This window comes from Synechococcus elongatus PCC 6301, from assembly GCF_000010065.1.
In the GTDB taxonomy this organism is placed as follows: Bacteria; Cyanobacteriota; Cyanobacteriia; order Synechococcales; family Synechococcaceae; genus Synechococcus; species Synechococcus elongatus.
On the sequence record NC_006576.1, the window covers coordinates 359,836 to 384,335 of the forward strand.

The window sequence follows — 24,500 nt, forward strand, 5'->3', positions numbered from 1 at the left end:
AGCCCTATCGCCATGTCTGTTTTCTTAGCGGTTGACCACGTTCATCAGGTCTTTGACCTACCGGGTGGCGGACAATATATCGCCCTCAAAGATGTCAGTTTGAATATTCGCCCCGGCGAATTTATCTCCTTGATTGGCCACTCCGGCTGTGGTAAATCGACGCTGCTCAACTTGATTGCTGGCCTTGCCCAACCCAGCAGCGGCGGCATCATTCTTGAAGGTCGGCAGGTCACGGAACCTGGCCCCGATCGCATGGTGGTTTTCCAGAACTATTCGCTCTTACCGTGGCGAACTGTCCGCCAGAATATCGCCCTTGCCGTCGATAGTGTTCTGCACGATCGCAATCGCACCGAGCGCCGCACGATTATCGAAGAAACCATTGATCTTGTTGGGTTGCGGGCCGCAGCCGACAAATATCCCCACGAGATTTCCGGCGGGATGAAACAGCGGGTCGCGATCGCACGCGGCTTGGCGATTCGGCCCAAACTGCTACTCCTAGATGAACCCTTTGGTGCCTTGGATGCCCTGACCCGTGGCAACCTGCAAGAGCAACTGATGCGGATTTGCCAAGAGGCTGGTGTGACGGCGGTGATGGTCACCCATGATGTCGACGAGGCATTGTTGCTCTCCGATCGCGTCGTGATGCTAACGAACGGTCCCGCCGCCCAAATCGGTCAGATTCTGGAAGTTGATTTCCCCCGTCCCCGCCAACGGCTGGAGATGATGGAAACGCCTCACTACTACGATCTGCGCAACGAGCTGATCAACTTCCTACAGCAACAGCGACGGGCCAAGCGGCGAGCCAAAGCTGCAGCACCAGCTCCGGCTGTGGCAGCGTCGCAGCAGAAAACTGTCCGACTGGGCTTTTTGCCCGGCAACGACTGCGCTCCCTTGGCGATCGCTCAAGAATTGGGTCTGTTCCAAGACCTCGGTCTGTCCGTGGAACTGCAGTCCTTCCTGACCTGGGAGGCACTGGAAGACAGCATCCGGCTGGGGCAACTGGAGGGCGCCTTGATGATGGCGGCCCAGCCCCTCGCCATGACCATGGGTCTGGGGGGACACCGGCCTTTCGCGATCGCAACACCCCTGACGGTCAGCCGCAACGGTGGGGCGATCGCCCTCTCCCGTCGCTACCTCAACGCCGGTGTACGCAGCCTCGAAGATCTCTGCCAGTTCTTAGCTGCAACTCCCCAGCGATTGCGCCTCGCCATTCCTGATCCAATTGCCATGCCAGCCCTGCTGCTGCGCTATTGGTTGGCCAGCGCCGGCCTCAACCCCGAGCAAGACGTTGAGCTGGTGGGAATGTCGCCCTACGAAATGGTGGAGGCACTCAAAGCCGGTGACATCGATGGCTTTGCGGCGGGTGAAATGCGGATTGCTCTCGCCGTCCAAGCAGGAGCCGCCTACGTCCTAGCAACCGATTTGGACATCTGGGCGGGACATCCTGAGAAGGTTTTGGGGCTGCCAGAAGCGTGGCTACAAGTGAATCCTGAAACCGCGATCGCCCTTTGCTCGGCCCTGCTCAAAGCCGGCGAACTCTGCGACGATCCTCGTCAGCGCGATCGCATTGTCGAGGTCTTGCAACAACCGCAATATCTCGGGTCTGCTGCCGGCACGGTGCTACAGCGCTACTTTGACTTTGGCTTGGGCGATGAACCCACCCAAATTCTGCGCTTCAACCAATTCCACGTCGATCAGGCCAACTACCCCAATCCGCTCGAGGGCACTTGGCTGCTGACTCAGCTCTGCCGCTGGGGTCTGACGCCCTTACCCAAAAACCGGCAGGAATTGCTCGATCGCGTCTATCGCCGCGATATCTACGAAGCCGCGATCGCTGCCGTGGGCTTCCCGCTCATCACTCCCAGTCAGCGAGGCTTCGAACTCTTCGATGCGGTGCCCTTCGACCCCGATAGCCCGCTGCGCTACCTCGAACAATTCGAGATCAAAGCGCCGATTCAGGTTGCTCCCATTCCGCTTGCTACCTCTGCCTAGGTCTTGACCATGACTGCGATCCTTCCCTCCACGGCTGCAACGGTGAATACGGGTTTTCTTCATTTCGATTGTGTTGGCAAAACCTTCCCAACGCCCCGGGGTCCCTACGTGGCGATCGAGGACGTTAATCTCTCGGTGCAACAGGGTGAATTTATCTGTGTGATCGGCCACTCTGGCTGTGGCAAATCGACCCTACTCAACTTGGTCTCTGGCTTCTCGCAGCCGACGAGCGGCGGCGTCTATCTAGATGGTCAGCCGATTCAGGAACCGGGGCCCGATCGCATGGTGGTCTTCCAGAACTACTCGCTCTTGCCCTGGAAGAGTGCCCGCGACAATATCGCACTGGCCGTCAAAGCAGCGCGTCCCCACCTCAGCACCAGTGAGCAGCGGCAAGTTGTCGATCATCACCTCGAACTGGTGGGACTGACCGAAGCGCAGCACAAGCGGCCCGATCAGCTCTCCGGCGGGATGAAACAGCGCGTTGCGATCGCCCGTGCCCTCTCAATTCGGCCTGAAGTGTTGATCCTCGATGAACCCTTCGGTGCCCTTGACGCGATTACAAAGGAAGAGCTGCAAGAAGAGCTGCTCAATATCTGGGAAGAAGCGCGCCCGACGGTGTTGATGATCACCCACGATATTGATGAGGCCTTGTTCCTCGCCGATCGTGTCGTGATGATGACCAATGGCCCCGCAGCCACGATTGGTGAAGTGCTGGAAATTCCCTTCGATCGCCCCCGCGAACGCGAAGCCGTGGTTGAAGACCCTCGCTATGCCCAACTGCGGACTGAAGCACTCGACTTCCTCTATCGGCGTTTCGCCCACGATGACGACTAACCGCCGCCCTGGCTTCCATCTTGCGGTGGAAGCTCCCAGATCTCTCTAATTGCAGCGGCGATCGCAGGGCCTGATCAATCCCCACAAGCGGTTGCTTTCCCTCATTGCCTTGTCCCTTCTCCCCGTGCGGGGGGAGGGAAGCTGCTCTAGTGTTTCATCGCTCCTGATCCCTCGGTAGCGGCGTTGGCGCTGAGGGAATGTTCGATCTCTCGAAGTTTCTGCCGGTCATCACTCCACTCATGATCGATACCGCCAAAACCTTGTGCCCTTACTGCGGTGTGGGCTGTGGACTGGAAGCTGTCCCCCCGGCACAACCCGGCCGAGCCACGGTCCGCGATCGCGAGGGCACACCGATCTGGCAGATTCGGGGCGATCGGCAACATCCCTCCAGTCAGGGAATGGTCTGCGTCAAAGGCGCAACGGTGGCGGAATCTGTCAGCAAAAGCCGGCTGAAATATCCAATGTTCCGGGCCAGTCTCGACGACCCATTCACGGAAATTAGCTGGGACGAAGCCCTCGACCGCCTCTGCGATCGCATCCAACAGACGCAGGCCGACTACGGCAAAGACGGTATCTGCTTCTACGGCTCCGGCCAGTTTCAAACTGAAGACTACTACATCGCCCAAAAGCTGGTGAAAGGTTGCCTCGGCACCAATAATTTCGATACCAACTCGCGACTCTGCATGTCCTCAGCGGTGTCGGCTTACAGTCTTTGCCTGGGTAGCGATGGCCCACCCGCCTGCTACGAAGATCTTGATCTAGCAGACTGCCTGCTGATCGTGGGCAGCAATACAGCGGAGTGCCACCCGATTCTCTTCAATCGCTATCGCAAGCGCCATAAACAGGGTGGCACCAACCTGATCGTCGTCGATCCACGCTGCACACCAACGGCTGAGGTTGCCGATCTCCACCTGGCACTCAAGCCCGGCAGCGATGTCGCCCTGCTCAACGGCTTGGGCTGGCTGCTCTACCAAATGGGCTATGTCAAAAAGGACTTCATTGCCAACCAGACCGAAGGCTTTGAAGACTGGCTAGCGATCATTGAGGACTATCCACCCCAGCGCACAGCAGAACTGACGGGACTGGCAGTCGCTGAGCTGGTGCGAGCCGCCGACTTGATTGCCTCAGCTCAGCGCTGGCTCTCGCTTTGGTCGATGGGCGTCAATCAGTCGATTCAGGGTACGGCGAAGGCGACCAGCCTGATCAACCTGCACCTCTTGACCCGCCAAATTGGTTTACCAGGCTGTGGTCCTTTTTCCTTAACTGGCCGACCAAACGCCATGGGCGGTCGTGAAACGGGTGGGCTCGCGCATCTGTTACCGGGCTATCGCAAGGTCATCGATCCCCAGCATCGTGCTGATGTGGAGACGATTTGGGGACTGCCGATGGGCAGTATTTCGCCTCAACCCGGTCGTACCGCTTGGCAGATGATCGAAGGCCTGGAGCAGGGTGCAGTGGGCTTCCTTTGGGTAGCAGCGACCAATCCAGCAGTCAGTCTGCCGGATGTGAAACGGGCTCAAGCAGCCCTGAAGCGATCGCCTTTTACCGTTCTCCAAGACGCCTACCATCCCACCGAAACCACAACCTACGCCCACCTCCTTTTACCCGCTGCTCAATGGAGCGAGAAAACGGGCACGATGACCAACTCCGAGCGGCGAGTGACGCTTTGCCAAGCCTTTCGCCAGCCCCCCGGGGAAGCCCGAGCCGATTGGCAAATTTTTGCGGAAGTGGGACGGCGCTTAGGGTTTGCCTTTGACTACACCGATGCGGCTGCCGTCTTTGCAGAGTATGTGCAGGTGACAGCGGGTCGGCTCTGTGACCTCAGCGGCCTGAGTCATGAGTTGCTGGCGCAGGCGGGACCTCAACAGTGGCCATTTCCAGCGGGAGCAGAACCGACGACCGAAAGTAAGCGCCTCTACACGAAACATCACTTTGCCTATGCCGACGGTCGTGCCCGTTTCCAGCCTTTTCATCACTTGGGAGTAGCAGAGCCACCCGACGATCGCTATCCCTTGGTGCTGACAGTGGGACGACTTTACGGCCACTGGCATACTCAAACCCGGACCGGCCGCATCGACAAAATCAACAAGCTGCATCCCAGCGCATTTGTCGAAATTCATCCCCGCGATGCCGATCGCTACAACATCAGTGAAGGGCAAGCTGTTGTGATTCGATCGCGACGCGGAGAAGGCTGTTTTCCGGCCAAGGTGACAACGGCAATTTCACCAGGAGTATTGTTTGTGCCGATGCATTGGGGGGCACTATGGGGCGATCGCACGGAGGCTAATGCCCTCACCCATCCGGCAGCTTGTCCCATTTCTGGCGAACCAGAACTCAAAGCTTGTGCTGTGCAGATTGAAGCAGCGAGTTCAACCTTCACAATCTAAGGGTGTGCAATCAAGAGCCTCACTAAAGCGATCGCTAAGTTGATCTCTAGGCAGAGCCTTATGGCAGCAATTCTGGCTGACTGTTCTCGCCTAAAGGAATGGAATCCGTAAGAGAAATACCCCCCAAGCGATGGTAGCGCCGTAGTAGCAGTAGCTGGTCATCCTAGCGAAGCTAGAAAGTCTACGATGTCTTTTGACTAAAAAAAGAGTGGGAATTAGCAGCAGAGCTGAAGGCAGATAGGCAGCTATAAAAATGATAGTTCCAATACCCAGATAGCCTCCTTGGCTGACAAGTAGGAGGTGATAGAATCCCCAAACAATCGCACCAATAATCACAATTATTTGGCAGGCTGATATCACCTCAAACAAGTTATTAGAGGAGGAGGGATGATCTGTCGGTGGTTTAGAAGCGCTCATGCTGTTCCCAGAGAGACAGGCTTAATCGCATATTGTCTCTAGATAAAACAAAAGACAATTAATGAGTCAATTAAGGTATCAACTTTTGCGATCGCTGCTAAATCAGGCCCGGAATAAAAGCTTTAACGCGAGTTTGGTAGTCGACGTAGTCGGAATAACGATCGCGCAACCATCGTTCTTCTAGCCGCGCCTTCCCAATCAGAACCCCAATTAAGGCGAGGCTGACTGCTGCCTGACTAAGACTCCAAAGCGCGATCGCCCAACCAAGACTGCCTATCATCAAGCCGCTGTAGAGCGGATGACGAATCCAAGCATAGATCCCAGTTTGCACCAGGGTTGATTCTGCATGGGGTGCCGGAAGCGGCGAGAGGCTATCTCCCAAAAAGCGCAGACCGGCAATCGCCAGTCCAGCTCCCATGATCAGGAAGGGAATTGCGATCGCCCATCGCCAAACAATCCAATCTGCTGCGATCGGGATGGCCCAGCGGGGAACCAAAACGAGGGCCACCAACAAGACGAGTTGCGCCAGAAGCCAATACTCACCGCGATCGCCCCGATACCAATGCTTCCAGTCAAAGCCCCAACGCTGAAACAAAGCCATAGCCGCCTCCGAGCTCTGCACATACTATGACTAATCTGAGAGCGATCGCAGACTGTAATGTTCAGAAATTTTTCTTAAAATTAGCCATTAGAAATTTTGCAAGTGAATCCATCAAAATCAATAACAAATATCACTTAAAACGATTACTTTAATTGTCTTTTTGCGACAACAAAAATCCTTTTGATTGATCCAAGAAGTTGACTTTTTAGGAGGTACTTGAAATGATGAAGTGAAGCATCTGCCATAGACTGACAGGTTGGGCGCCATGAAGTGGCATTTTCTTAGACTTTCCCTGGAACGCCCCTACAATCAGCTATTGTTTATTCTTGTTGCGATAATCTCTGTTGGGATTATCTTCAAGATCAACCCAATTGCAACAATTGCTGTTTCTTTTATCCTGTTTAGCAGCTTGCTACAAGTCATCAAAATTGCACGCCCCTCACTGCAGACATCCAAGTCCCTACTTAGGTTTTCCCTATTAACTTTCAGCATTATTGTCATCAATGAATTAGGAGTTCTACAACCCTTTCCCGGTCTTAGTGAAATTTTTCGATTTGTTACCCTTATCGCCCTATCAGTTTTTTTGAGTCTTGTAATTATACTGCTGATCAAAACTCTAATGCATGAGTCGCAAGTCACTGCCGACCTCGTCAAAGGAGGTATTTGTATCTATTTTTTAGTTGCAATTCTTTGGTCGCTCCTCTATGAGGCGATCGCTGTTTTTGATCCTCTCGCTTTCTTGATATTGCCGGAGCACAAAGACAATAATCCTTATGTTTACTTCAGCTTTATCACGCTGACCAGCACAGGCTTCGGGGATATTTTGCCAATCAATCCGGTTGCAAAACTGCTAGCTAGCTTTGAAGCAATGTTTGGGCAACTCTATCTGGCGATCGTGATTGCTCGTTTGGTCAGTCTTTACAGCAGTCAAAATTCGTCGGACTCCTAGGATCCACGCAGCTGCATGGCCTTAGAACTGGGGCGAATGTGAATAGCCTCTCGTGCCAACGGTTCTGCGATCGCACATTTAATCAGTCTCTCTTCACCTCAGCCCCGTCTTTTGGCCGCCAGATCACTGGACCCTCAGGATGCGATCGCGCTACTGCATCCCGTGTTTGTGAAGACTGGCTGCAGCCTCAGTCAGCTTTCAGAAAGTTACAAAACTCAACACTTGGGCGCTAATTTCTTAACGATACAAGGGGAGTGCGATAATACATCCTTGCAGGATAACCATTGCAGCGTCGGTTTTATGACTCAAGTATCGGGAGCTTCAGACGTCCCCAGCATGGGGCGTCGGCAGTTCATGAACCTGCTGACCTTCGGCTCAGTCACAGGTGTCGCCCTGGGTGCCCTTTACCCCGTGGTGAACTACTTTATTCCGCCTTCCAGTGGTGGTAGCGGTGGCGGTGTCGCAGCCAAGGATGCGCTTGGCAATGATGTCGTCCTCTCTAAGTTTTTGGCTGATCACAATGTGGGCGATCGCACCTTGGTACAAGGTCTGAAGGGTGACCCCACCTATCTTGTGGTCGAAAGTAGCGAAGCGATCGGCGACTACGGCATCAACGCAGTTTGCACCCACTTGGGCTGCGTGGTGCCTTGGAACGCTAGCGAAAACAAATTTAAGTGCCCCTGCCACGGTTCGCAGTACGACGCAACCGGCAAAGTGGTCCGTGGTCCCGCACCGCTGTCCTTGGCGCTGGCTCACGTTTCCGTGACCGACGACAAAGTCTTCCTCTCGCCCTGGACCGAAACCGACTTCCGCACCGGCGACAACCCCTGGTGGGCTTAATTACTCCCCCGTCCTCTGAAGACTTCCGAGCCCTGTAATAAAGCCATGAACATGCGTTTTTCTCCAAAAGCTCTTGTGCGCCAACTGGGTCGCCTGAGCTTGGTTGCCTGCCTCAGCCTGGGACTGTTGGGTGCTGCAGACTGGCTCCAGCCTCAAGCAGCGGCAGCCTATCCCTTCTGGGCCCAAGAAAACTACGCTTCGCCGCGGGAAGCGACCGGCAAAATTGTCTGTGCGAACTGCCACTTGGCTAAAAAGCCAACCGAGGTGGAAGTGCCTCACTCCGTTCTGCCCGACACCGTTTTCAAAGCGGTTGTCAAAATCCCCTACGATCGCTCCTCGCAGCAGGTCTTGGGTGATGGCAGCAAGGGTGGCCTGAACGTCGGTGCTGTTTTGATGCTGCCCGACGGTTTCAAACTGGCGCCTGAAGACCGCATCTCCGAAGAACTGAAAGAAGAGATCGGCAACGTCTACTTCACCAACTACTCGGCAGACCAAGAAAACATCATCTTGGTGGGCCCGCTGCCTGGCGATGACCATCAAGAGATTGTCTTCCCGGTACTTTCGCCCGATCCAGCCAAAGACAAAAACGTCTTCTTTGGTAAGTATCAAATTCACGTCGGCGGCAACCGTGGCCGTGGTCAGGTCTACCCTACCGGTCAAAAGAGCAATAACGGCGTTTACACCGCTTCTGCAGCTGGTGTGATCGATGCGGTCACCGAAACGGCTAGCGGCTACGACATCGTCATCCGTAAGGCAGATGGTTCGACCGTGACCGACGCAGTGCCGGCTGGCCCCAGCCCGATCGTGGCAGTGGGTTCGGAAGTTGCAGCTGGCGCAGCGCTGACCAACGATCCGAACGTCGGTGGCTTTGGCCAAATCGATACCGAGATCGTGCTGCAAAGCAGCAATCGGGTCTTGGGTGTGATTGCTTTCTTCTTTGCTGTGATGCTGGCGCAGATCATGCTGGTGCTCAAGAAGAAACAAGTCGAGAAAGTGCAAGCTGCTGAGCTGAACTTCTAGATCTGGTTGCAATAACGGTTGCAAGAGAGAGGGCGGGCCTAGCTTGCCCTCTTTGTATTTGGATAGAAAGGGATGCTGTAACGGTGGCGATTGTGACTCTCTTGGCCCTGCAATTCACCTCCCCAGGTCCAACTCTTGTTGAGATTGGGCCACTCAGCATCCGTTGGTATGGCCTTTTGATTGCCTCAGCAGTTCTGCTGGGAATTAGCCTGTCTTCCCGTCTGGCTCGACGCCGCGATATCGATCCGAATGCGATCGCGGATCTTGCCGTCTGGCTGGTGATCGGTGCGATTCCTGCCGCCCGTCTTTACTACGTCGCCTTTGAATGGCAGCAGTATGCCAGTCGCCCCGCCGAAATCTTGGCGATTTGGCACGGCGGCATTGCAATTCATGGCGCCATTTTGGGCGGTACTGCCGCCCTGATTCTCTTTGCTCGGCGGCGGCAGACTCCGATCTGGCAGCTTACCGATGTGGTGGTGCCTTCGCTCGCACTTGGACAAGCGATCGGGCGTTGGGGTAACTTTTTTAACTCCGAAGCCTTTGGCACACCCACCGATCTGCCTTGGAAACTATTCATCCCCATTGATCGCCGACCCCTGGCCTACATCCAGAGCGAGTATTTCCACCCGACCTTTCTCTACGAATCGCTCTGGAATTTGCTGCTTTGCCTGTTGCTGATCTGGCTATTCCGGCAAGGCCTGCGCCAGCGATTGCCACTCAAGGCTGGGGTGATGACTTGTATCTATCTGATTGGCTACAGTCTCGGTCGGATCTGGATTGAAGGACTGCGTACCGATAGCTTGATGCTCGGTTCCCTGCGGATTGCCCAGATGGTCAGTATCGTGGCGATCGCCTTTGGGGTGCTGGGTTTGGTCTGGATCTACGGCCTGAAGCGATCGCTGCCGGATGTGGTTCGTCCCGCCATTTCGGGAGAGTCGCGTAGTGAGCTTTAGTGCAGGCGTTTACTTCGTCGGGGTCGGCCCGGGTGACCCGGAGCTAATGACGGTACGGGCTCAAAAGCTGATTGCCGCCGCCGATGTTCTGCTCTACACCGATTCCTTGGTGCCCCCGGCAATTTTGGCGGATGCAAGGCCAGACGCAGAACGACTGCCAACGGCCCATCGCACGCTGGAAGAGATTTTGCCAATCCTCAAAGAGCGAGTGGCCGCGGGAGCGATCGTGGCGCGGCTCCACGACGGCGATCCCAGCCTCTACAGCACGATCGCGGAACAGATCGCAGGGTTGCGATCGCAGGACATTCCCTATCAAGTTATTCCTGGCGTCAGCGCCTTTCAAGCAGCGGCCGCTCGACTCGGGCAAGAACTGACTTTGCCGGGACTGGTTCAGACGATCATCCTGACTCGCTGTGCCGGTCGAATTGGACTGCCCGATCGCGAATCCCTCTCGTCCTTAGCCGCGCATCAAGCTAGCCTCTGTCTCTATCTGAGCGCTCGCCAAGCGGAAAAAGCGCAGACGGAATTGCTGGAACATTACTCCCCAGAAACGCCGATCGCAGTTTGCTATCGACTGGGTTGGCCAGATGAAGCGATTTGGCTAGGGAAACTGTCGGAACTGGCGCAGATCACTCAAGATCAGCAACTCGATCGCACGGTGCTCTATCTGATCAGTCCTGCTTTACAAGCCGTCGAGACTGGGCGATCGCAGCTCTACAATCCCGACTATCACCATCTGTTTCGGCCAGAAACTACAGCAGCACGATCGCCCCAGCCATCATGAGCGCCGCGCCCAAAAAGCGCTGTCGGAGCTGCTTTTCACCAAAAAAGACTGCGCCGTAGACGACGCCAATCAGGGTGCTGAGCCGTTTGACGGAAATGATTTGTACGACCGTGGCTTGGTTGAGCGCCACCATTTGCGCGACGACGCCAACGCTGTTGAAAATCGCCATGGCACTGAGCGATCGCCAAGGGTATTTTCGGACAGGCCCTAAGCCGCGCCCCAAGATCAGCAGCACGATGCCGGTGCTGCCAAACAGACAGAGCAGCCAGAAATAGGGATCAGAGGACTGGACGCCGATTTTGTCGAGGTTGCTGGTGATACTCCAGAGGAAAGCCACGACCACCATGATTCGTTGAGCTGGCTGCTGCCAGAGATCGATCAGCGGTTGTAATCGAGAGCTACTGTCGCGATCGCGGCGATTCAGTTGATAGGCACCAATCACGAGCAAGATCACGCCAGCGCTGCCCTGCCAAGCCAAATGTTCTGCCACAATCAGCGGCGAAGTCAGCAGTAGAAACAGGGGTGTCAGGTTAACGATCGGGGCTACGAGCGATAACTCACCCATTTGCAGCGCCCGTGCGTAGAGCCAAAAGGCCACTAAATTGAGGCTGCTGCCCAGCAAGCAGCTCCACCAAAAGTTGGGCCCGATCGCCGGAATCCCCTGCCAGAGCACAATCGGCAAGAGGAGTAGCGTTGTGAGGAGCGAGAGCAACGCGGCTAGACGCGTGGCCGAGAGTTGCTGCAAGCTGCGCTTGGCAAACAGGTCTTTGGTCGCCTCACAGGTGGCTGTCAGGCTGGCAAGTAGTAACCAAGGTGCCAAGCGAATCTCCGTGGGCATGCTGAGGGAGCGTTTCTCTGCAATCCTATGGCGACTTCTGGTTTGCGCGTGGCTGATCTGCCCGAAGATGAGCGACCGCGGGAACGGCTGATGCGATCGGGAGCTAGCAGCCTCTCGACGGCTGAACTGCTCGCGATCTTGTTAGGAACGGGACAAGGACCGGGTGGATTGTCCGCCGTTGGGCTGGGTCAACTGCTCCTCAGTCAGCTAGGAGAACACCAACGCGAACCGTTGCGCGTTCTGCGTCAAATTACGGTTACTGAACTGATGCAAATTCCTGGAATTGGTCCAGCTAAGGCGACAGCGATCGCTGCTGCGATCGAGTTAGGTAAGCGCATCTATCAAACGACGACGAGTGAGTTGCTACCGATCACGTCGCCGGAAGCGGCTGCCAAGGCTCTCAGCGCCGATCTGATGTGGGCGGAGCAGGAACGCTTTGCCCTGCTGCTGTTGGATGTTCGCCATAACCTCTTGGCCCAACGGGTGCTGACCATCGGGACCGCCACTGAAACCTTGGCCAATCCCCGCGAAATTTTCCGAGAAGCCCTACGCCTCGGGGCAACTCGCTTGATCGTGGCCCATAACCATCCGTCTGGGCAGGTCGATCCCAGCAGTGCCGACCTGAGTTTGACGGAACAACTACTGCAACTCGGGCAAGCGCTGGAGCTACCCGTGCTCGATCACCTCATTTTGGGCCAAGGACACCATCGCAGCTTGCGCGACACCACAGGGCTTTGGCAGAAATTTCCACAGGGCGATTGAACTTGCGCGATCGCTGAAATCGCCGTAATATTAGAGCTTACGGGCGATTAGCACAGTGGTAGCGCACTTCCTTCACACGGAAGGGGTCACTGGTTCGAATCCAGTATCGCCCATCAATCTAAACACTTTTGTGACTCTTTTGTGCCCACTAAGGACTGCGAATAATCCTGGCTTGGGCGCTTGAACGTAGCGATGTTTTTCGGGTCGAAAGCCTGGCACTGGGCTAGATCAAATCCGCAATCGCTGCTTCGGGACCAACTAAGGAAAGGCAGCCTTGCTGGAGCCAAGTTTGAGCAACGCGCTGTAAGTCAGTCGCTTGTACGGCCGCGATCGCTTCCGGAAACTGCTGGTCAAAATCGATGCCCAGACCCAGCGTTTCGTACCAGCCATAGAGTTGAGCAATTTGAGCGTTGCTCTGTTTACTAAGCGCGTACTGCCCCAACACCTTGCGTTGGGTGACGGCCACTTCCTCAGAACTGAGCAGGGCTACACTGAGGCGATCCAACTCCGATCGCAGCGCCGCTAGGGCTTGGGGCCCATTTTCGATCGCTGTTCCTAGGTAGGCGACGAATGGTGCGGGGCCAAGTCGCGTCGGGAAGACCGCCGAAACTTCGTAGGCAAGGCTTTGCTTTTCGCGCAGCTCTACAAACAGGCGACTGGACATGCCATTACCCAGGTAAGCCGCCAGCAACTTGAGTGCCGTGTAGTCGGGCGATCGTACATCAACGGTGGCGAAGCCCAGCATCAAAATCAGCTGTTGCATCTGACGGACTTGGCTGACGCGATCGCTGGGTTGATTGCGATCGGGCAGTAGGGCGATCGGTGCGGGAGTCGGCGGATTTTGCCAATCCCCAAAAACCTCTTCGACCCAAGATTCGGCTTCTTCGGGGGTGATCTGCCCTGCCACACTGATCACCAGTTGATCCGGGCGGAAGTATTGCTGATGTGCCGCTGCCAAGCGATCGCGGCTGAGGGACCCGAGGGTCGTTTCGGTGCCCAAGGTGTCGAGGGCATAGGGATGCTGACCGTAGAGACTCTGCCGCAGTTGGTCGTAGGCCAGATTGAACGGCTGCTCCCGTTGACTGCGCAAGGCTTCGAGGGCTAAGCGTTGCTCTAGATCAAATTCGGCATCTGGCAGACTGGGATAGCGCAACAGTTCCGCTGCCAAGGTCAGCAAGGCTGGGAAATCAGCGGCAACGCTCTTGAGGCTGACCAAGAAATAATCGTTGGCGACATCCGTGCCGAGGCTCGCGCCACTGGACTCAACAAATTCAGCGATTTCATGGGCACTGCGATCGCGGCTGCCCTTGGTCAACAAAGCCGAGAGGAGCGCCAGTAAGCCTGCTTGTTCAGGGGGCTCGCTACTGCTGCCCTGCCGCAAGAATAGTCTCCCCGCCACAATATTGGCGCTGGGATTTTCGTAGACCAACAGAACAATACCGTTGGCTAATTGGCTGCGATAGCACGGGGAGGTCAGGAGGGCAGGCAAGGGGAAATTGTCCTGAGCGGGTCGCCGCTGTGACGGCTTGAGCAATGGATTTACAAAAGAGCAAAGGCTCACACGGAGGCGCAAGGCCCTTTTGTTACGATAGCCTGCGCGCTTGCAAGCCTTGCGCGATCGAGATTTTAGAGTGAGTAGTCAATAGGCGTTTTTCAGCGTTGGCGATGTCCTCCAGCACGCGAGTCGGCCTCAAAGAACAGCTGCATCCCTTGATTCGGGATTTGGCCACAGGCATCGAAGCGACTTGGCAGCGGTGGCTGAACCTCGAGCCCTACGCGGCGATGCCAGCAGATTTGGGTTACATCGAAGGCAAGCTAGAAGGCGAGCGGCTCCAGATTGAAAATCGCTGCTACCAAAGCCGGGAGTTTCGCAAACTGCACCTCGAGCTAGCACGGGTTGGCAACAACCTCGATATCCTCCACTGTGTCCTGTTTCCCCGAACAACTTTTGATCTGCCGATGTTTGGCGCAGACTTGGTCGGCGGCCGGGGTCAGATCAGTGCGGCGATTGTCGATCTCTCACCGACTACGATTGCCCGAGAACTTTCCAACGATTACATCGCAGGTTTGACGGCGTTGCCCAATCCAACCTTTCAAGGCCTGCGGGAGTTACCCACGTGGGGTGATATTTTCTCGTCCTTCTGTCTGTTTATTCGCCCCGGGTCACCCGAGGAAGAAGCGGCCTTCCTCGATCGCGCCTTGGGCTTTTTGCAAGTCCATTGTCAACAGGCAGCGGCAGCTACAGCGCTGACCGACCCAGAGGCGATCGCCACCGTGCTCGAGCAGCAGCGCTACTACTGCGAGCAGCAGCGACGCAATGACAAAACCCGTCGCGTCTTGGAAAAAGCCTTTGGTGATGACTGGGCCGATCGCTATATGACGACCATGCTCTTTGATTTGCCCAGTGATTGAGGCAATCGCCTGAGCAAACCGAATTCACGACCGTTACGAAGCGTAATAATCCTTGGCAGAATAAAGAGACTCCTTTTTGACTGCTGCCATGGTTGAGACGCGCAGTCCGGCGACTTTCAAGCCGGCTCTTTCAGGCAATCGCCAGCGCTGGCTGATCTACGGTGGCCTTGCAATCGTCGTCATTGGGGGTGTGGCATTTTTGCGGAGTCGCAGTGCTGCTCCTCCAGAGCCGGCTCCTGTGGCTCAAACCCAAGTCGATCGCTATGTGGGCGCTTTGGGTCGCTTGGAACCGGAAGGCCGTGTGGTCAAGCTGACGGCTCCCCAGTCGGGCTTTAGTCAGGCACGGATTGCGGATCTGCGAGTTGAAGAAGGCGATCGCGTTAGCGAAGGGCAAATTCTGGCGGTACTGGACAATCAGCCAGAATTGGCTGCTGCTGCCGCTGCCGCCAATAGTGCAGTTGCGGTAGCCACAGCAGACTTGAACCGAATTTTGGCGGGTGCCAAATCGACCGATCGCCAAACCCAGCAGCAGCAGATCAACCGTATTCAAGCGGAACTAGCGATCGCTCAGCGGGAATACGATCGCAACCAAGCCCTGTTCCAGAGTGGCGCGATCGCGGCCACAGCCCTCGATAGCAAGCGTTTGGATGTTGAGCGACTTCAAGGTGAGCTAGCAGTAGCTCGCAGCACCCTCGCCAGTTTGTCGGAAGCCCAACCGGAAGAAGTCCAACTCGCTCAAGCCCGCCTCGCTCAAGCTCGGGCTCAGGCCCAAGAAGCAGCAGCGCAACTGGCAAATACGGTCATTCGCGCCCCCTTTGCGGGTCAAGTGCTGCGAGTCAATAGCCGACCGGGTGAAAGCGGCAGTGATGACGGGGTGATTGAATTAGCCCGCACCGATCGCATGCAGGTGGTGGCGGAAGTCTATGAAACGGACGTGGGGCGGATCCGCGTTGGTCAACCCGTGACGATTACCAGTGAGCACGGTGGCTTTAGCGGCAGTCTTACCGGTCGAGTGGCTTTGATCGGCGGCAAGATCGACAAGAAAGGCGTTTTCAGCACTGATCCTGCCTCCGATATCGATTCGCGTGTGGTCGAAGTGCGGATCGATCTGGACCCCAGCGATCGCCAAAAAGTCTCGCAGCTAACCAATCTCCAAGTCCTGGTGCGGATTGATGCAGGTCGCTCTTAAATGGCCATGGCCACGCCGGATTCCCCTCGCATGGCGACAGTTAGCCCGCCAGCGGGTGCGACTGCTCGTGGCCTTAGCCGGCATCAGCTTTGCCGGTCTGCTGATGTTTATGCAAATGGGCTTTCGCGACGGTCTGTTTGACAGCATCGTCACCCTACATGAGGCGATCGCGGCGGATGTGGTGCTGATCAGTCCGCAATCGACCGCACTGACGTCGATGCGGCCTTTTCCGCAACGCCGCCTCTACCAAGCCCTCAGCCTGTCGGATGTGCAATCGGTTAGCCCGCTTTACGTCGGCTTGGTCAACTGGAAAAACCCAGAGAACCGCCAACCGCGATCAATCCTGACACTGGGCATTAGTCCGGATGAGGCCGCATTTGACCTCAAGGGCTTACCGGAAAATCTCAATGCAATCCGCATCCCAGATGTCGTGTTGTTTGACCAGACCTCGCGATCGGAATTTGGCCCAGTAGCCCAGCGTTTTCGGTCGGGGCAATCGGTGGTTACCGAGGTCGGCGAGCGGCGGATTCGCGTCGGTGGACTGTTTACGATGGGCGCCTCATTTGGAGCCGACGGCAATATTATCACTAGCGATCTCAACTTCCTGCGTATCTTTCCTCAGCGACGACGCGATGAGATTGATGTGGGGTTGATCCGCGCTGAACCCGGCACCAATATTGCCCAGCTCGTCCAAGAACTACAGCGATCGCTGCCACCCGATGTGCGAGTCATGAGCAAGCGGCAATTTGTCGAATTTGAGCGCAACTATTGGGCGACCAGTACAGCGATCGGCTTCATCTTCACCTTCGGGACGGTGATTGGCTTCATTGTTGGCGGCGTGATCGTCTATCAGATTCTCTACAGCGATGTTTCGGACCATTTGGCGGAGTACGCTACCCTCAAGGCGATGGGCTACAGCGATCGCTACTTACTGTGGGTCGTGTTTCAAGAAGCCCTGATTCTGGCTGCGCTGGGCTATATTCCCGGCGTGATTCTCTCGACAGGTCTCTACGCCATCACCCGCAGCGCCACGATGATCCCGATTGGGATGACCTTCGATCGCGCCTCGATTGTCTTTATCCTCACCCTTGTCATGTGTTTGGGGTCAGGCATGATCGCGGTGCGTCGCCTAGAGGCAGCTGATCCAGCCGACATTTTCTAACTGGGAACGAGCAATCGCTCTCAAAGAGCCGCGAGTACGACTTTGGGCTTGCACAGTCCTGCCGCGATCGCGCCGATTCCTAAGAACTGGCCGTTGAGATCATAGACACGGACTGGAGCTGCATCGGGAAGAACACTGTCAGGCACGGGCATCGCTTGTCCTTGTCGCCAGCGATCGCTGGTTTCGGCACTCAGTTGAACTTTGGCTAAATGCTGCAATGGCAAATCCAAAGCCAAGAGCGGCACCGCTGCTCCATCGAGCAGTTCAGTCAGCGGCGTGCTCTGGTTCAGATCAAAGCCACTACTCGCAGTACGACGCAACTCTGCTAGGGTGCCACCGACCCCCAGCACGGCTCCGAGGTCTCGCGCTAGAGAACGGATGTAAGTGCCAGCACCACAGTGGATTTCGACAGATAATTCGGCTTGACTGCCCGATCGCCACTGGAGAATTCGAATTGACTGAATTTCTACGGTGCGCCAAGGGAGCTCCGTGGGGGCTTCCCCGCGCCGAGCAAGCTGATAGAGTCGCTGCCCTTGCACTTGTACGGCACTAACCTGGGGCGGTTGCTGCTGAATGTGGCCGAGGAATTGGGGTAGCGCCGCCTCGATTGCCTCTCGCGACAAGTGGCTGGTATCGGCTTCTGCCAGGCGATCGCCCGTCAGATCGTCCGTACTGGTCTGCAACCCGAAGCGAATGGTGCCGACGTAGGTTTTGCCACTGGGAAGATAGGGTAGGAGCCGCGTGGCTCGTCCCACCGCGATCGGCAGAACACCTGTGACTGCCGGATCAAGCGTGCCACCATGGCCGATACGCCGCTCCCGTAACAGACGCCGTAACTTGGCGACACAGTCATGGGAAGTCCAGCCCGCTGGCTTATCGAGGTTGACAAACCCTTCCGATGACATAGCAAGACCTCTGTCTTAAGACGGTAGACTGCATCACAGCCACAAGCGATCGTCGATAGTAGAATTGGCTCTTCTGAGTTACGGTTGCGCAGATGGCCAATATCCTCGTTGTTGATGACAGCAGTCTCTACCTAGAACTTGCCCGTCAAGCCTTAGTTGATCATGGCCACCAGGTTGAACTTGCCAACAACGGTCAAGAAGCCTTGCAATCCGTCGCCAACAAGAAGCCTGTCTTGATTCTGCTCGATATCGTTATGCCAGAAATGAATGGCTACGACGTACTGCGATCGCTCAAGAAATCAGCTGAAAACGCTACGATTCCTGTCATTCTTTGCTCGACCAAAGGCGAGGATTTTGACAAGTATTGGGGGCTCAAACAGGGAGCCAATGCCTACTTGACTAAGCCCTATGAACCAACCGAACTATTGCTATTGGTGCAGGAACAACTGACTGCAGCCCGCAATTCTTGAAATTTGGCGGGGCGATCGTGACCTCTGACCTGACAAAATCAATTGATCAGACGCGATCGCAGACAAAGTGAAGGGGATCAGGACAATAATGTCCGATCCCCTTTGTTCTAGTTCGCTGGAATTAAGCAGCTTCGCCAGCAGGGTAAACGCTGACTTTCTTGCCGCCTTTGCCTTTGCGCTCAAAGGTGACGACGCCGTCGATCAGTGCAAACAGGGTGTCGTCACCGCCGCGACCAACATTGACACCCGGATGGAACTTAGTACCCCGTTGACGAACGATGATGCTGCCCGAGCGCACCACTTCGCCACCGAATTTTTTGACGCCGAGGCGCTGAGCGTTAGAGTCACGCCCGTTACGAGTACTACCCGTACCTTTCTTATGAGCCATGGTCTTGGAATCCTCTGGTTAGAACGACGAAAAACTAGCCAGCAGCGTCAATGTCCGCTTCTGATTTCGGTAAGTCAGCCGCGTTAGCCGTCAAGACTTTACCGCCTACAGTAATCGACTCCACCAAAACCCGGGTCAAATCTTGGCGATGGCCTTGTTTCTTACGGGTTTTTTTCTTGGGCGTCATCTTGTAGACAGTGACTTTGCGACCCCGAGGGTGACTCAGAACCGTCACTTGCACTGTGGCACCGGCCACGTAGGGCTGTCCAATCTGCGGTGCGCCTTCGTCTTGAACGAGCAGGACTTTGTCGAGGGTGAGCGACTGATCCAAGTCTGCGTCGAGGCGATCGAGATCGTAGAACCGACCGGGTTCAACCCAGAGTTGCTTATCGCTTGCTTCGATGATTGCGTAAGCCATGCATTTTCAGCCGTAGAGGTGGCTACACCTGCCGAGGGCAGAGAGAGCACTTGAAGAAACCTGTTCCGAGCCGCCTTTTAAACAACAGCCCTCTATCATCTCAGAAACTTTTGAGAACTGTCAAACTGTGGACAAAGCGATCGCGGCCTCATGAGCTGCAGTGCTAGGCTAAATTAAATTTTTCCTTTGTCCAGAGATTAATCTGTCTGCAGACTCAGTCCTGACAGGAGCGACTGCGTGCTCTCGCAAATTGCAATCTGCATTTGGGTGGAATCGACGGCAATTTTGCAGGATTGCCAGCGGGCGCTGTCGGCCGATCGCTATCAACTCCAAGTCTGTGAGTCTGGCGAAATGCTCTTGGAGTATGCCCAAACCCATCGTGACCAAATCGACTGCCTGATTTTAGTGGCAGCCAATCCCAGCTTCAGGGCAGTTGTTCAGCAGCTCTGCTTTGAGGGAGTGGTGGTACCAGCGATTGTCGTAGGCGATCGCGACAGTGAGGATCCCGATGAACCAGCCAAAGAACAGCTCTATCACAGCGCTGAACTGCACCTCGGTATCCATCAGCTCGAGCAATTGCCCTACCAAGTTGATGCTGCACTGGCTGAATTTCTGCGCTTAGCCCCGGTCGAGGCCATGGCCGACCACATCATGCTGATGGGGGCCAACCACGATCCCGAGCTATCGAGCCAGCAGCGGGACCTCGCTCAGCGACTACAAGAGCGCCTAGGCTATCTCGGGGTCTACTACAAGCGTGATCCCGATCGCTTTCTGCGCAACCTACCCGCCTACGAAAGCCAAAAGCTGCACCAAGCGATGCAGACTAGCTATCGTGAAATCGTTTTGAGCTATTTTTCGCCGAATAGCAACCTCAACCAGAGCATTGACAACTTCGTCAACATGGCTTTCTTTGCCGATGTTCCAGTCACCAAAGTGGTAGAAATTCACATGGAGCTGATGGACGAGTTTGCCAAGAAGCTCCGCGTAGAGGGACGTTCAGAGGACATTTTGCTGGATTATCGGCTGACTTTAATTGATGTAATTGCACATCTTTGTGAGATGTATCGACGGTCTATCCCACGAGAAACCTGAAAAGGTAAAGGAGGTCTTAAGCTCGGCTCAATTTCTCTCTTTATCCTGTTAGATGGTTTGATTGCTGTTGCTACCCCGTTGATCTGCGTATGAGCCCTCGTAAAACCTACATTCTCAAGCTCTACGTCGCCGGCAATACTCCAAACTCAGTCCGTGCCCTCAAAACGCTCAAGAACATTCTCGAAGTTGAATTTCAAGGTGTTTATGCTCTAAAGGTGATCGATGTTCTCAAAAATCCTCAGTTGGCAGAAGAGGATAAAATCCTAGCGACGCCAACCCTCGCCAAGGTTCTACCACTGCCTGTCCGACGGATTATTGGTGATTTATCCGACCGTGAGAAAGTTTTGATTGGCCTTGATTTACTCTACGGCGAACTTCAAGATTCCGACGACTTCTAACTGTCGTTAACTGCTTTGTTGGTACTACCTGACTTCACCCTCTTTTAAGATGACTTCCGCTGAGATGACTAGCCCTAATAATAATTCTGAGCACCAAGCCATCGCTAAGATGCGCACGATGATTGAAGGCTTTGATGATATTAGTCATGGCGGTCTTCCAATCGGGCGATCGACCCTCGTTAGTGGTACTTCAGGAACCGGCAAGACCCTTTTTTCTATTCAATTTCTCTATAACGGTATTATCGAGTTTGATGAGCCTGGGGTTTTCGTTACTTTCGAAGAAACCCCGCAAGATATCATTAAAAACGCCCGTAGTTTTGGCTGGGATTTAGCCAAGCTGGTCGATGAGGGCAAACTATTTATTCTTGATGCTTCACCCGATCCAGAAGGTCAAGAGGTTGTTGGCGGCTTCGATCTCTCTGCTCTGATTGAGCGGATTAATTATGCAATTCAAAAGTATCGAGCGCGGCGGGTTTCAATTGACTCGGTCACGTCCGTTTTCCAGCAATATGATGCCTCTTCTGTGGTTCGCCGCGAACTCTTTCGGTTGGTAGCTCGCCTAAAACAAATTGGGGCAACTACGGTCATGACCACCGAGCGTATCGAGGAATATGGCCCGATCGCTCGTTACGGTGTTGAGGAATTTGTCTCCGATAACGTCGTGATTCTCCGCAACGTTTTGGAAGGGGAGCGCCGTCGCCGCACCCTCGAAATCCTCAAGCTACGTGGCACCAGCCACATGAAAGGGGAATATCCGTTCACGATTACGGATCATGGCATCAATATCTTCCCGCTCGGGGCAATGCGCCTTACGCAGCGATCGTCGAACGTGCGTGTTTCATCTGGTGTCGTCCGACTCGATGAAATGTGTGGTGGGGGCTTCTTTAAGGACTCAATCATTCTGGCAACTGGCGCTACAGGCACTGGTAAAACTCTGTTAGTTAGCCGTTTCGTTGAGAATGCTTGTGCTAACAAAGAGCGGGCGATTCTGTTCGCTTATGAAGAGTCACGAGCTCAGCTGCTCCGCAATGCCTATTCATGGGGAATGGACTTTGAGGAGATGGAGCGCCAAAACCTCCTCAAAATTGTTTGCGCCTATCCTGAATCTGCAGGTCTTGAAGACCATTTGCAGATTATTAAGTCGGAGATCAATGACTTTAAGCCAGCTCGTATTGCAATCGACTCCCTCTCTGCTTTGGCGCGGGGCGTTAGCAACAATGCCTTCCGCCAATTTGTAATTGGTGTCACTGGCTACGCGAAACAAGAAGAAATCACGGGACTATTCACAAATACCAGTGATCAATTTATGGGAGCGCATTCGATTACTGACTCCCATATCTCAACAATTACGGATACGATTATCTTGCTCCAATACGTCGAGATTCGTGGCGAAATGTCCCGCGCCATTAACGTCTTCAAGATGCGCGGATCTTGGCATGACAAAGCAATCCGCGAATTCATGATCAGCGACAAAGGGCCGGACATCAAGGATTCTTTCCGGAACTTTGAGCGGATTATTTCAGGTTCGCCAACACGGATTACCGTCGATGAGAAAAGCGAACTCTCGCGAATTGTGCGCGGCGTTCAAGAAAAAGGGCCGGAGAGCTAGCCAGCGATCGCGCTTAGGTATTCTTGTCTCAGCTCAGTCGTCAACCCGAGCACCGAGAAAGCTAAGGCCTCGCGATAAAGCCGTTGTGCTGGATTCTGTAGCGAATTCGCCGCACCAGCGGCACTGAAAACAGCGGCTTGGGTACAACGATGCATCAGGGTCAGGGCTTGAATGCGTAGACTCAGCGCCTCTCTGAAATCAGCTTGGCCCAAGGCTTGAGCGATCGCCTGTTCGAGTTGCCCAAGTTGGGCAGTTAGAACTTCTCGGCAATCTGCATCGCGCGCAGTCAGCAGCCCTAGACAGGCACGTGCTAACCCACAGGCGAAGGCCGAGGGACTGAGCGTCCCTTGGCGATCGCGATCGCGGATCCAAGTGGCGGGCAGGATGGTCACCAAGCGATCGCGGGGCAGGGTGATGATTAGTTGCGCTGCAACCGTTCCGGTTGTACCCATCGCGGCCAGTGCGAGCGGTGAGACCTTCCACTCAGGCGCTTGGGCCGGGATCAACGCAAACGGTGTTTGCCCCTCTGGCAATGGCGCAGCAATCAGAAACTCTTCAAAAAAACCCCAACCGGTCAGCCAAGGCAGTTCTCCCGACAGAACGATGTGATCCTTATGCCAACTGGCTTGCAGGGGTGAGGGCGATCGACGCAGATGGGAAAAGCCAATCCCCACCGTAGGACGGCCGTAGCTGAGGCCAGAGAGTCGGCGATCGCTGGGTTGATGCTTGCTCAGAAAAGAGGCTGCACTCTGGTGCTGGGTTTGTAAAAAAGCCAAGGCACCGGAAGCACTCGCGATCGCCGCTTGAGCCTGCCATACCTCAACCGGTGAGAGCGCTAAACCTTCCTCACAGGCAGGGACAGAAAACCCGAGCCAACCGCGATCGCCCATTGCCTGCAACACCTGAGCCAGCACTACCGGATCCTGATCGATCCGCTCGGCTTGGGGCTGCACCTCAGCGGTCAGCCAAGCTTGCAAATCTTGCAGGTCGAATCGAGGAGCCATATCAGCGGGCGATCGCGATTAAACCTTAGGCAGCGAGTGCTGCTTCGATCGCTTGAATCAGGCTGGCATCGTTGGGGGCAACGCCACTCTTGAAGCGGGCTAAGACAGTGCCATCCTTGCCGACCAAAAATTTCTCAAAGTTCCAAGCTACGTCACCGGCAGGGTCCGTTTGCGTCAGCGCTGCGTAAAGAGGATGTTGATCCGCGCCTTTGGCATGGACTTTATCGAACAGTTCGAAGCTGACATCGAAACGAGTGGAGCAGAAGGTTTTGATCTCCTCATTGCTGCCCGGTTCCTGGGCCCCAAAGTCATTGCAGGGGAACGCCAAGACCTGCAGACCGCGATCGCGGTATTGGCGATAGAGGGCTTCCAAGCCGCTGTACTGCGAGGTGTAACCGCAGTAGGAGGCCACGTTGACAATCAACAACACCTGACCGGCGTAGTCGCTGAGGCTTTTCGCTGCACCGTCGATGGTTGTGACGGCGATGTCAGTGACTTGAGGAGCCATGGATACGTTACGAATCTTCATGGTCTATTCTCGCAGGCACTCGGGCTGAGCTGCAGAGCCGCTCTGAAATCTCAAGCTTCGGGCGAGCTGGAAGCCAAGCAAAGGCGATCGGGTTTTTAGCGAGCGGGGAGTCCCGTGATGCTTTGGGATTTTAGGAAAGGAGAGGGTTAGCGAGTTCCCAGTCCACCACCCGCAAACCCGTGATGCGAACAAACTCTCGCGTGTTGTAGGTGACGAGGGTGGTATCGAAAGCACGAGCCGTGGCTGCAATCAGGAGATCATTTGGGCCAATGGGTTTGCCTTGGGCAGCGGGGTCAGCGCGAATCAGTCCGGCTTCTTCGGCACAGCGATCGGTGAAGGGGAGACTTTGCAGAGGAGCAAAGAAGCGATCGAGGAGCTGTAGGTTCGCTTCGACGTTTTGACTACGGCGTGCCCCGTAGAGCAGTTCAGATTTGACGATGCTGCAGAGGGCAATGTCTGCGGGCGATTGTTGCCGAAAGTGCTGCAGTAACTGGGGATGGCGGCGATTAAGGAGCTGGATGCAAGCGTTGGTGTCGAGCAGAAACAT

25 protein-coding genes and 1 tRNA gene are annotated in these 24,500 nt (G+C 55.2%); 17 read left to right on the forward strand and 9 right to left on the reverse strand.

What is annotated here, in order from left to right; genetic code table 11:
* The first annotated feature begins 12 nt into the window (after nucleotides 1-12).
* From SYC_RS01620 to SYC_RS01630, 3 genes are all read left to right on the forward strand, one after another.
* Complete coding sequence (locus SYC_RS01620) at nucleotides 13-1,992, forward strand: nitrate ABC transporter ATP-binding protein (RefSeq protein WP_011242627.1); 1,980 nt, start codon at nucleotides 13-15, stop codon at nucleotides 1,990-1,992.
* 9 nt (nucleotides 1,993-2,001) lie between these two features.
* Nucleotides 2,002-2,826: a nitrate ABC transporter ATP-binding protein gene (locus SYC_RS01625; protein ID WP_011242628.1), complete on the forward strand. Its 825-nt coding sequence runs from the start codon at nucleotides 2,002-2,004 to the stop codon at nucleotides 2,824-2,826.
* 197 nt (nucleotides 2,827-3,023) lie between these two features.
* A complete protein-coding gene (locus tag SYC_RS01630) occupies nucleotides 3,024-5,213 on the forward strand; it encodes a nitrate reductase catalytic subunit (protein WP_011242629.1) in 2,190 nt (729 codons plus the stop codon).
* Nucleotides 5,214-5,727: 514 nt separating this feature from the next.
* Here SYC_RS01630 and SYC_RS01635 read toward each other — a convergent pair.
* The gene (locus tag SYC_RS01635; protein ID WP_011377930.1) at nucleotides 5,728-6,231 is read right to left on the reverse strand and encodes a methyltransferase family protein; all 504 of its coding nucleotides are present in this window, start codon (nucleotides 6,229-6,231) and stop codon (nucleotides 5,728-5,730) included.
* Between the two features lie 265 nt (nucleotides 6,232-6,496).
* On the opposite strand from SYC_RS01635, the gene SYC_RS01640 reads away from it, so the two are divergent.
* The 5 genes from SYC_RS01640 to cobM all read left to right on the forward strand — a co-directional run bounded on the left by SYC_RS01640 (nucleotide 6,497) and on the right by cobM (nucleotide 10,777).
* The gene (locus tag SYC_RS01640; RefSeq protein WP_011242631.1) at nucleotides 6,497-7,180 is read left to right on the forward strand and encodes a potassium channel family protein; all 684 of its coding nucleotides are present in this window, start codon (nucleotides 6,497-6,499) and stop codon (nucleotides 7,178-7,180) included.
* Nucleotides 7,181-7,480: 300 nt separating this feature from the next.
* Nucleotides 7,481-8,020 (forward strand): cytochrome b6-f complex iron-sulfur subunit, encoded by a 540-nt coding sequence (gene petC / locus SYC_RS01645; RefSeq protein ID WP_011242632.1) that lies wholly within the window; start codon nucleotides 7,481-7,483, stop codon nucleotides 8,018-8,020.
* 45 nt (nucleotides 8,021-8,065) lie between these two features.
* A complete protein-coding gene (petA, locus tag SYC_RS01650; RefSeq protein ID WP_011242633.1) occupies nucleotides 8,066-9,040 on the forward strand; it encodes a cytochrome f in 975 nt (324 codons plus the stop codon).
* Nucleotides 9,041-9,123: 83 nt separating this feature from the next.
* A complete protein-coding gene (lgt, locus tag SYC_RS01655) occupies nucleotides 9,124-9,993 on the forward strand; it encodes a prolipoprotein diacylglyceryl transferase (protein ID WP_011242634.1) in 870 nt (289 codons plus the stop codon).
* Complete coding sequence (gene cobM, locus SYC_RS01660; protein ID WP_011242635.1) at nucleotides 9,947-10,777, forward strand: precorrin-4 C(11)-methyltransferase; 831 nt, start codon at nucleotides 9,947-9,949, stop codon at nucleotides 10,775-10,777. Before lgt ends, cobM begins: the two co-directional genes overlap by 47 nt.
* On the opposite strand, the gene SYC_RS01665 is transcribed toward cobM, so the two are convergent.
* Nucleotides 10,746-11,615 (reverse strand): EamA family transporter, encoded by an 870-nt coding sequence (locus SYC_RS01665; protein ID WP_011242636.1) that lies wholly within the window; start codon nucleotides 11,613-11,615, stop codon nucleotides 10,746-10,748. The two genes, cobM and SYC_RS01665, sit on opposite strands and share 32 nt — an antisense overlap.
* Before the next feature lie 27 nt (nucleotides 11,616-11,642).
* Between SYC_RS01665 and radC the strand changes: the two genes are divergently transcribed.
* Together radC and SYC_RS01675 are read left to right on the forward strand one after the other, a co-directional pair.
* Nucleotides 11,643-12,377, forward strand: a complete 735-nt coding sequence (gene radC, locus SYC_RS01670; RefSeq protein WP_011242637.1) for a RadC family protein — start codon at nucleotides 11,643-11,645, stop codon at nucleotides 12,375-12,377.
* A 41-nt stretch (nucleotides 12,378-12,418) separates the two neighbouring features.
* Nucleotides 12,419-12,490: transfer RNA gene (locus SYC_RS01675), tRNA-Val, on the forward strand.
* 110 nt (nucleotides 12,491-12,600) lie between these two features.
* On the opposite strand, the gene SYC_RS01680 is transcribed toward SYC_RS01675, so the two are convergent.
* On the reverse strand, nucleotides 12,601-13,866 hold the full coding sequence (locus SYC_RS01680) for a M16 family metallopeptidase (RefSeq protein WP_011377926.1): 1,266 nt from the start codon (nucleotides 13,864-13,866) through the stop codon (nucleotides 12,601-12,603).
* A 176-nt stretch (nucleotides 13,867-14,042) separates the two neighbouring features.
* Between SYC_RS01680 and SYC_RS01685 the strand changes: the two genes are divergently transcribed.
* The 3 genes from SYC_RS01685 (at nucleotide 14,043) to devC (ending at nucleotide 17,140) form a co-directional block, all read left to right on the forward strand.
* Entirely contained in the window at nucleotides 14,043-14,789 is a 747-nt protein-coding gene (locus SYC_RS01685; protein ID WP_011242639.1) for a phycocyanobilin:ferredoxin oxidoreductase, read from the forward strand.
* 88 nt (nucleotides 14,790-14,877) lie between these two features.
* Complete coding sequence (locus SYC_RS01690; RefSeq protein WP_011242640.1) at nucleotides 14,878-15,978, forward strand: HlyD family efflux transporter periplasmic adaptor subunit; 1,101 nt, start codon at nucleotides 14,878-14,880, stop codon at nucleotides 15,976-15,978.
* Nucleotides 15,962-17,140 (forward strand): ABC transporter permease DevC, encoded by a 1,179-nt coding sequence (gene devC / locus SYC_RS01695; RefSeq protein ID WP_011242641.1) that lies wholly within the window; start codon nucleotides 15,962-15,964, stop codon nucleotides 17,138-17,140. Before SYC_RS01690 ends, devC begins: the two co-directional genes overlap by 17 nt.
* Nucleotides 17,141-17,160: 20 nt before the next feature.
* Here the strand turns inward: devC and truB are convergent, their stop codons facing one another.
* Nucleotides 17,161-18,045 carry a tRNA pseudouridine(55) synthase TruB gene (truB, locus tag SYC_RS01700; RefSeq protein ID WP_011242642.1) on the reverse strand — a complete coding sequence of 295 codons (885 nt, stop codon included), beginning with the start codon at nucleotides 18,043-18,045 and terminating at the stop codon, nucleotides 17,161-17,163.
* Between the two features lie 92 nt (nucleotides 18,046-18,137).
* On the opposite strand from truB, the gene SYC_RS01705 reads away from it, so the two are divergent.
* Nucleotides 18,138-18,515 carry a response regulator gene (locus tag SYC_RS01705; protein WP_011242643.1) on the forward strand — a complete coding sequence of 126 codons (378 nt, stop codon included), beginning with the start codon at nucleotides 18,138-18,140 and terminating at the stop codon, nucleotides 18,513-18,515.
* A 121-nt stretch (nucleotides 18,516-18,636) separates the two neighbouring features.
* Here SYC_RS01705 and rpmA read toward each other — a convergent pair whose 3' ends face one another.
* Nucleotides 18,637-18,903, reverse strand: a complete 267-nt coding sequence (rpmA, locus tag SYC_RS01710) for a 50S ribosomal protein L27 (protein WP_011242644.1) — start codon at nucleotides 18,901-18,903, stop codon at nucleotides 18,637-18,639.
* 34 nt (nucleotides 18,904-18,937) lie between these two features.
* On the reverse strand, nucleotides 18,938-19,321 hold the full coding sequence (gene rplU, locus SYC_RS01715; RefSeq protein ID WP_011242645.1) for a 50S ribosomal protein L21: 384 nt from the start codon (nucleotides 19,319-19,321) through the stop codon (nucleotides 18,938-18,940).
* Between the two features lie 237 nt (nucleotides 19,322-19,558).
* On the opposite strand from rplU, the gene SYC_RS01720 reads away from it, so the two are divergent.
* The 3 genes from SYC_RS01720 (at nucleotide 19,559) to kaiC (ending at nucleotide 22,420) form a co-directional block, all read left to right on the forward strand.
* Entirely contained in the window at nucleotides 19,559-20,413 is an 855-nt protein-coding gene (locus SYC_RS01720; protein ID WP_011242646.1) for a circadian clock protein KaiA, read from the forward strand.
* An 89-nt stretch (nucleotides 20,414-20,502) separates the two neighbouring features.
* On the forward strand, nucleotides 20,503-20,811 hold the full coding sequence (gene kaiB / locus SYC_RS01725) for a circadian clock protein KaiB (protein ID WP_011242647.1): 309 nt from the start codon (nucleotides 20,503-20,505) through the stop codon (nucleotides 20,809-20,811).
* Between the two features lie 49 nt (nucleotides 20,812-20,860).
* A complete protein-coding gene (gene kaiC / locus SYC_RS01730; RefSeq protein ID WP_011242648.1) occupies nucleotides 20,861-22,420 on the forward strand; it encodes a circadian clock protein KaiC in 1,560 nt (519 codons plus the stop codon).
* Here the strand turns inward: kaiC and SYC_RS01735 are convergent.
* The 3 genes from SYC_RS01735 to SYC_RS01745 all read right to left on the reverse strand — a co-directional run bounded on the left by SYC_RS01735 (nucleotide 22,417) and on the right by SYC_RS01745 (nucleotide 24,500).
* A complete protein-coding gene (locus SYC_RS01735) occupies nucleotides 22,417-23,424 on the reverse strand; it encodes an acyl-CoA dehydrogenase family protein (RefSeq protein WP_011242649.1) in 1,008 nt (335 codons plus the stop codon). The two genes, kaiC and SYC_RS01735, sit on opposite strands and share 4 nt — an antisense overlap.
* Before the next feature lie 25 nt (nucleotides 23,425-23,449).
* Complete coding sequence (locus SYC_RS01740) at nucleotides 23,450-23,932, reverse strand: glutathione peroxidase (protein WP_173282542.1); 483 nt, start codon at nucleotides 23,930-23,932, stop codon at nucleotides 23,450-23,452.
* Nucleotides 23,933-24,083: 151 nt separating this feature from the next.
* Entirely contained in the window at nucleotides 24,084-24,500 is a 417-nt protein-coding gene (locus tag SYC_RS01745) for a type II toxin-antitoxin system VapC family toxin (RefSeq protein ID WP_011242651.1), read from the reverse strand.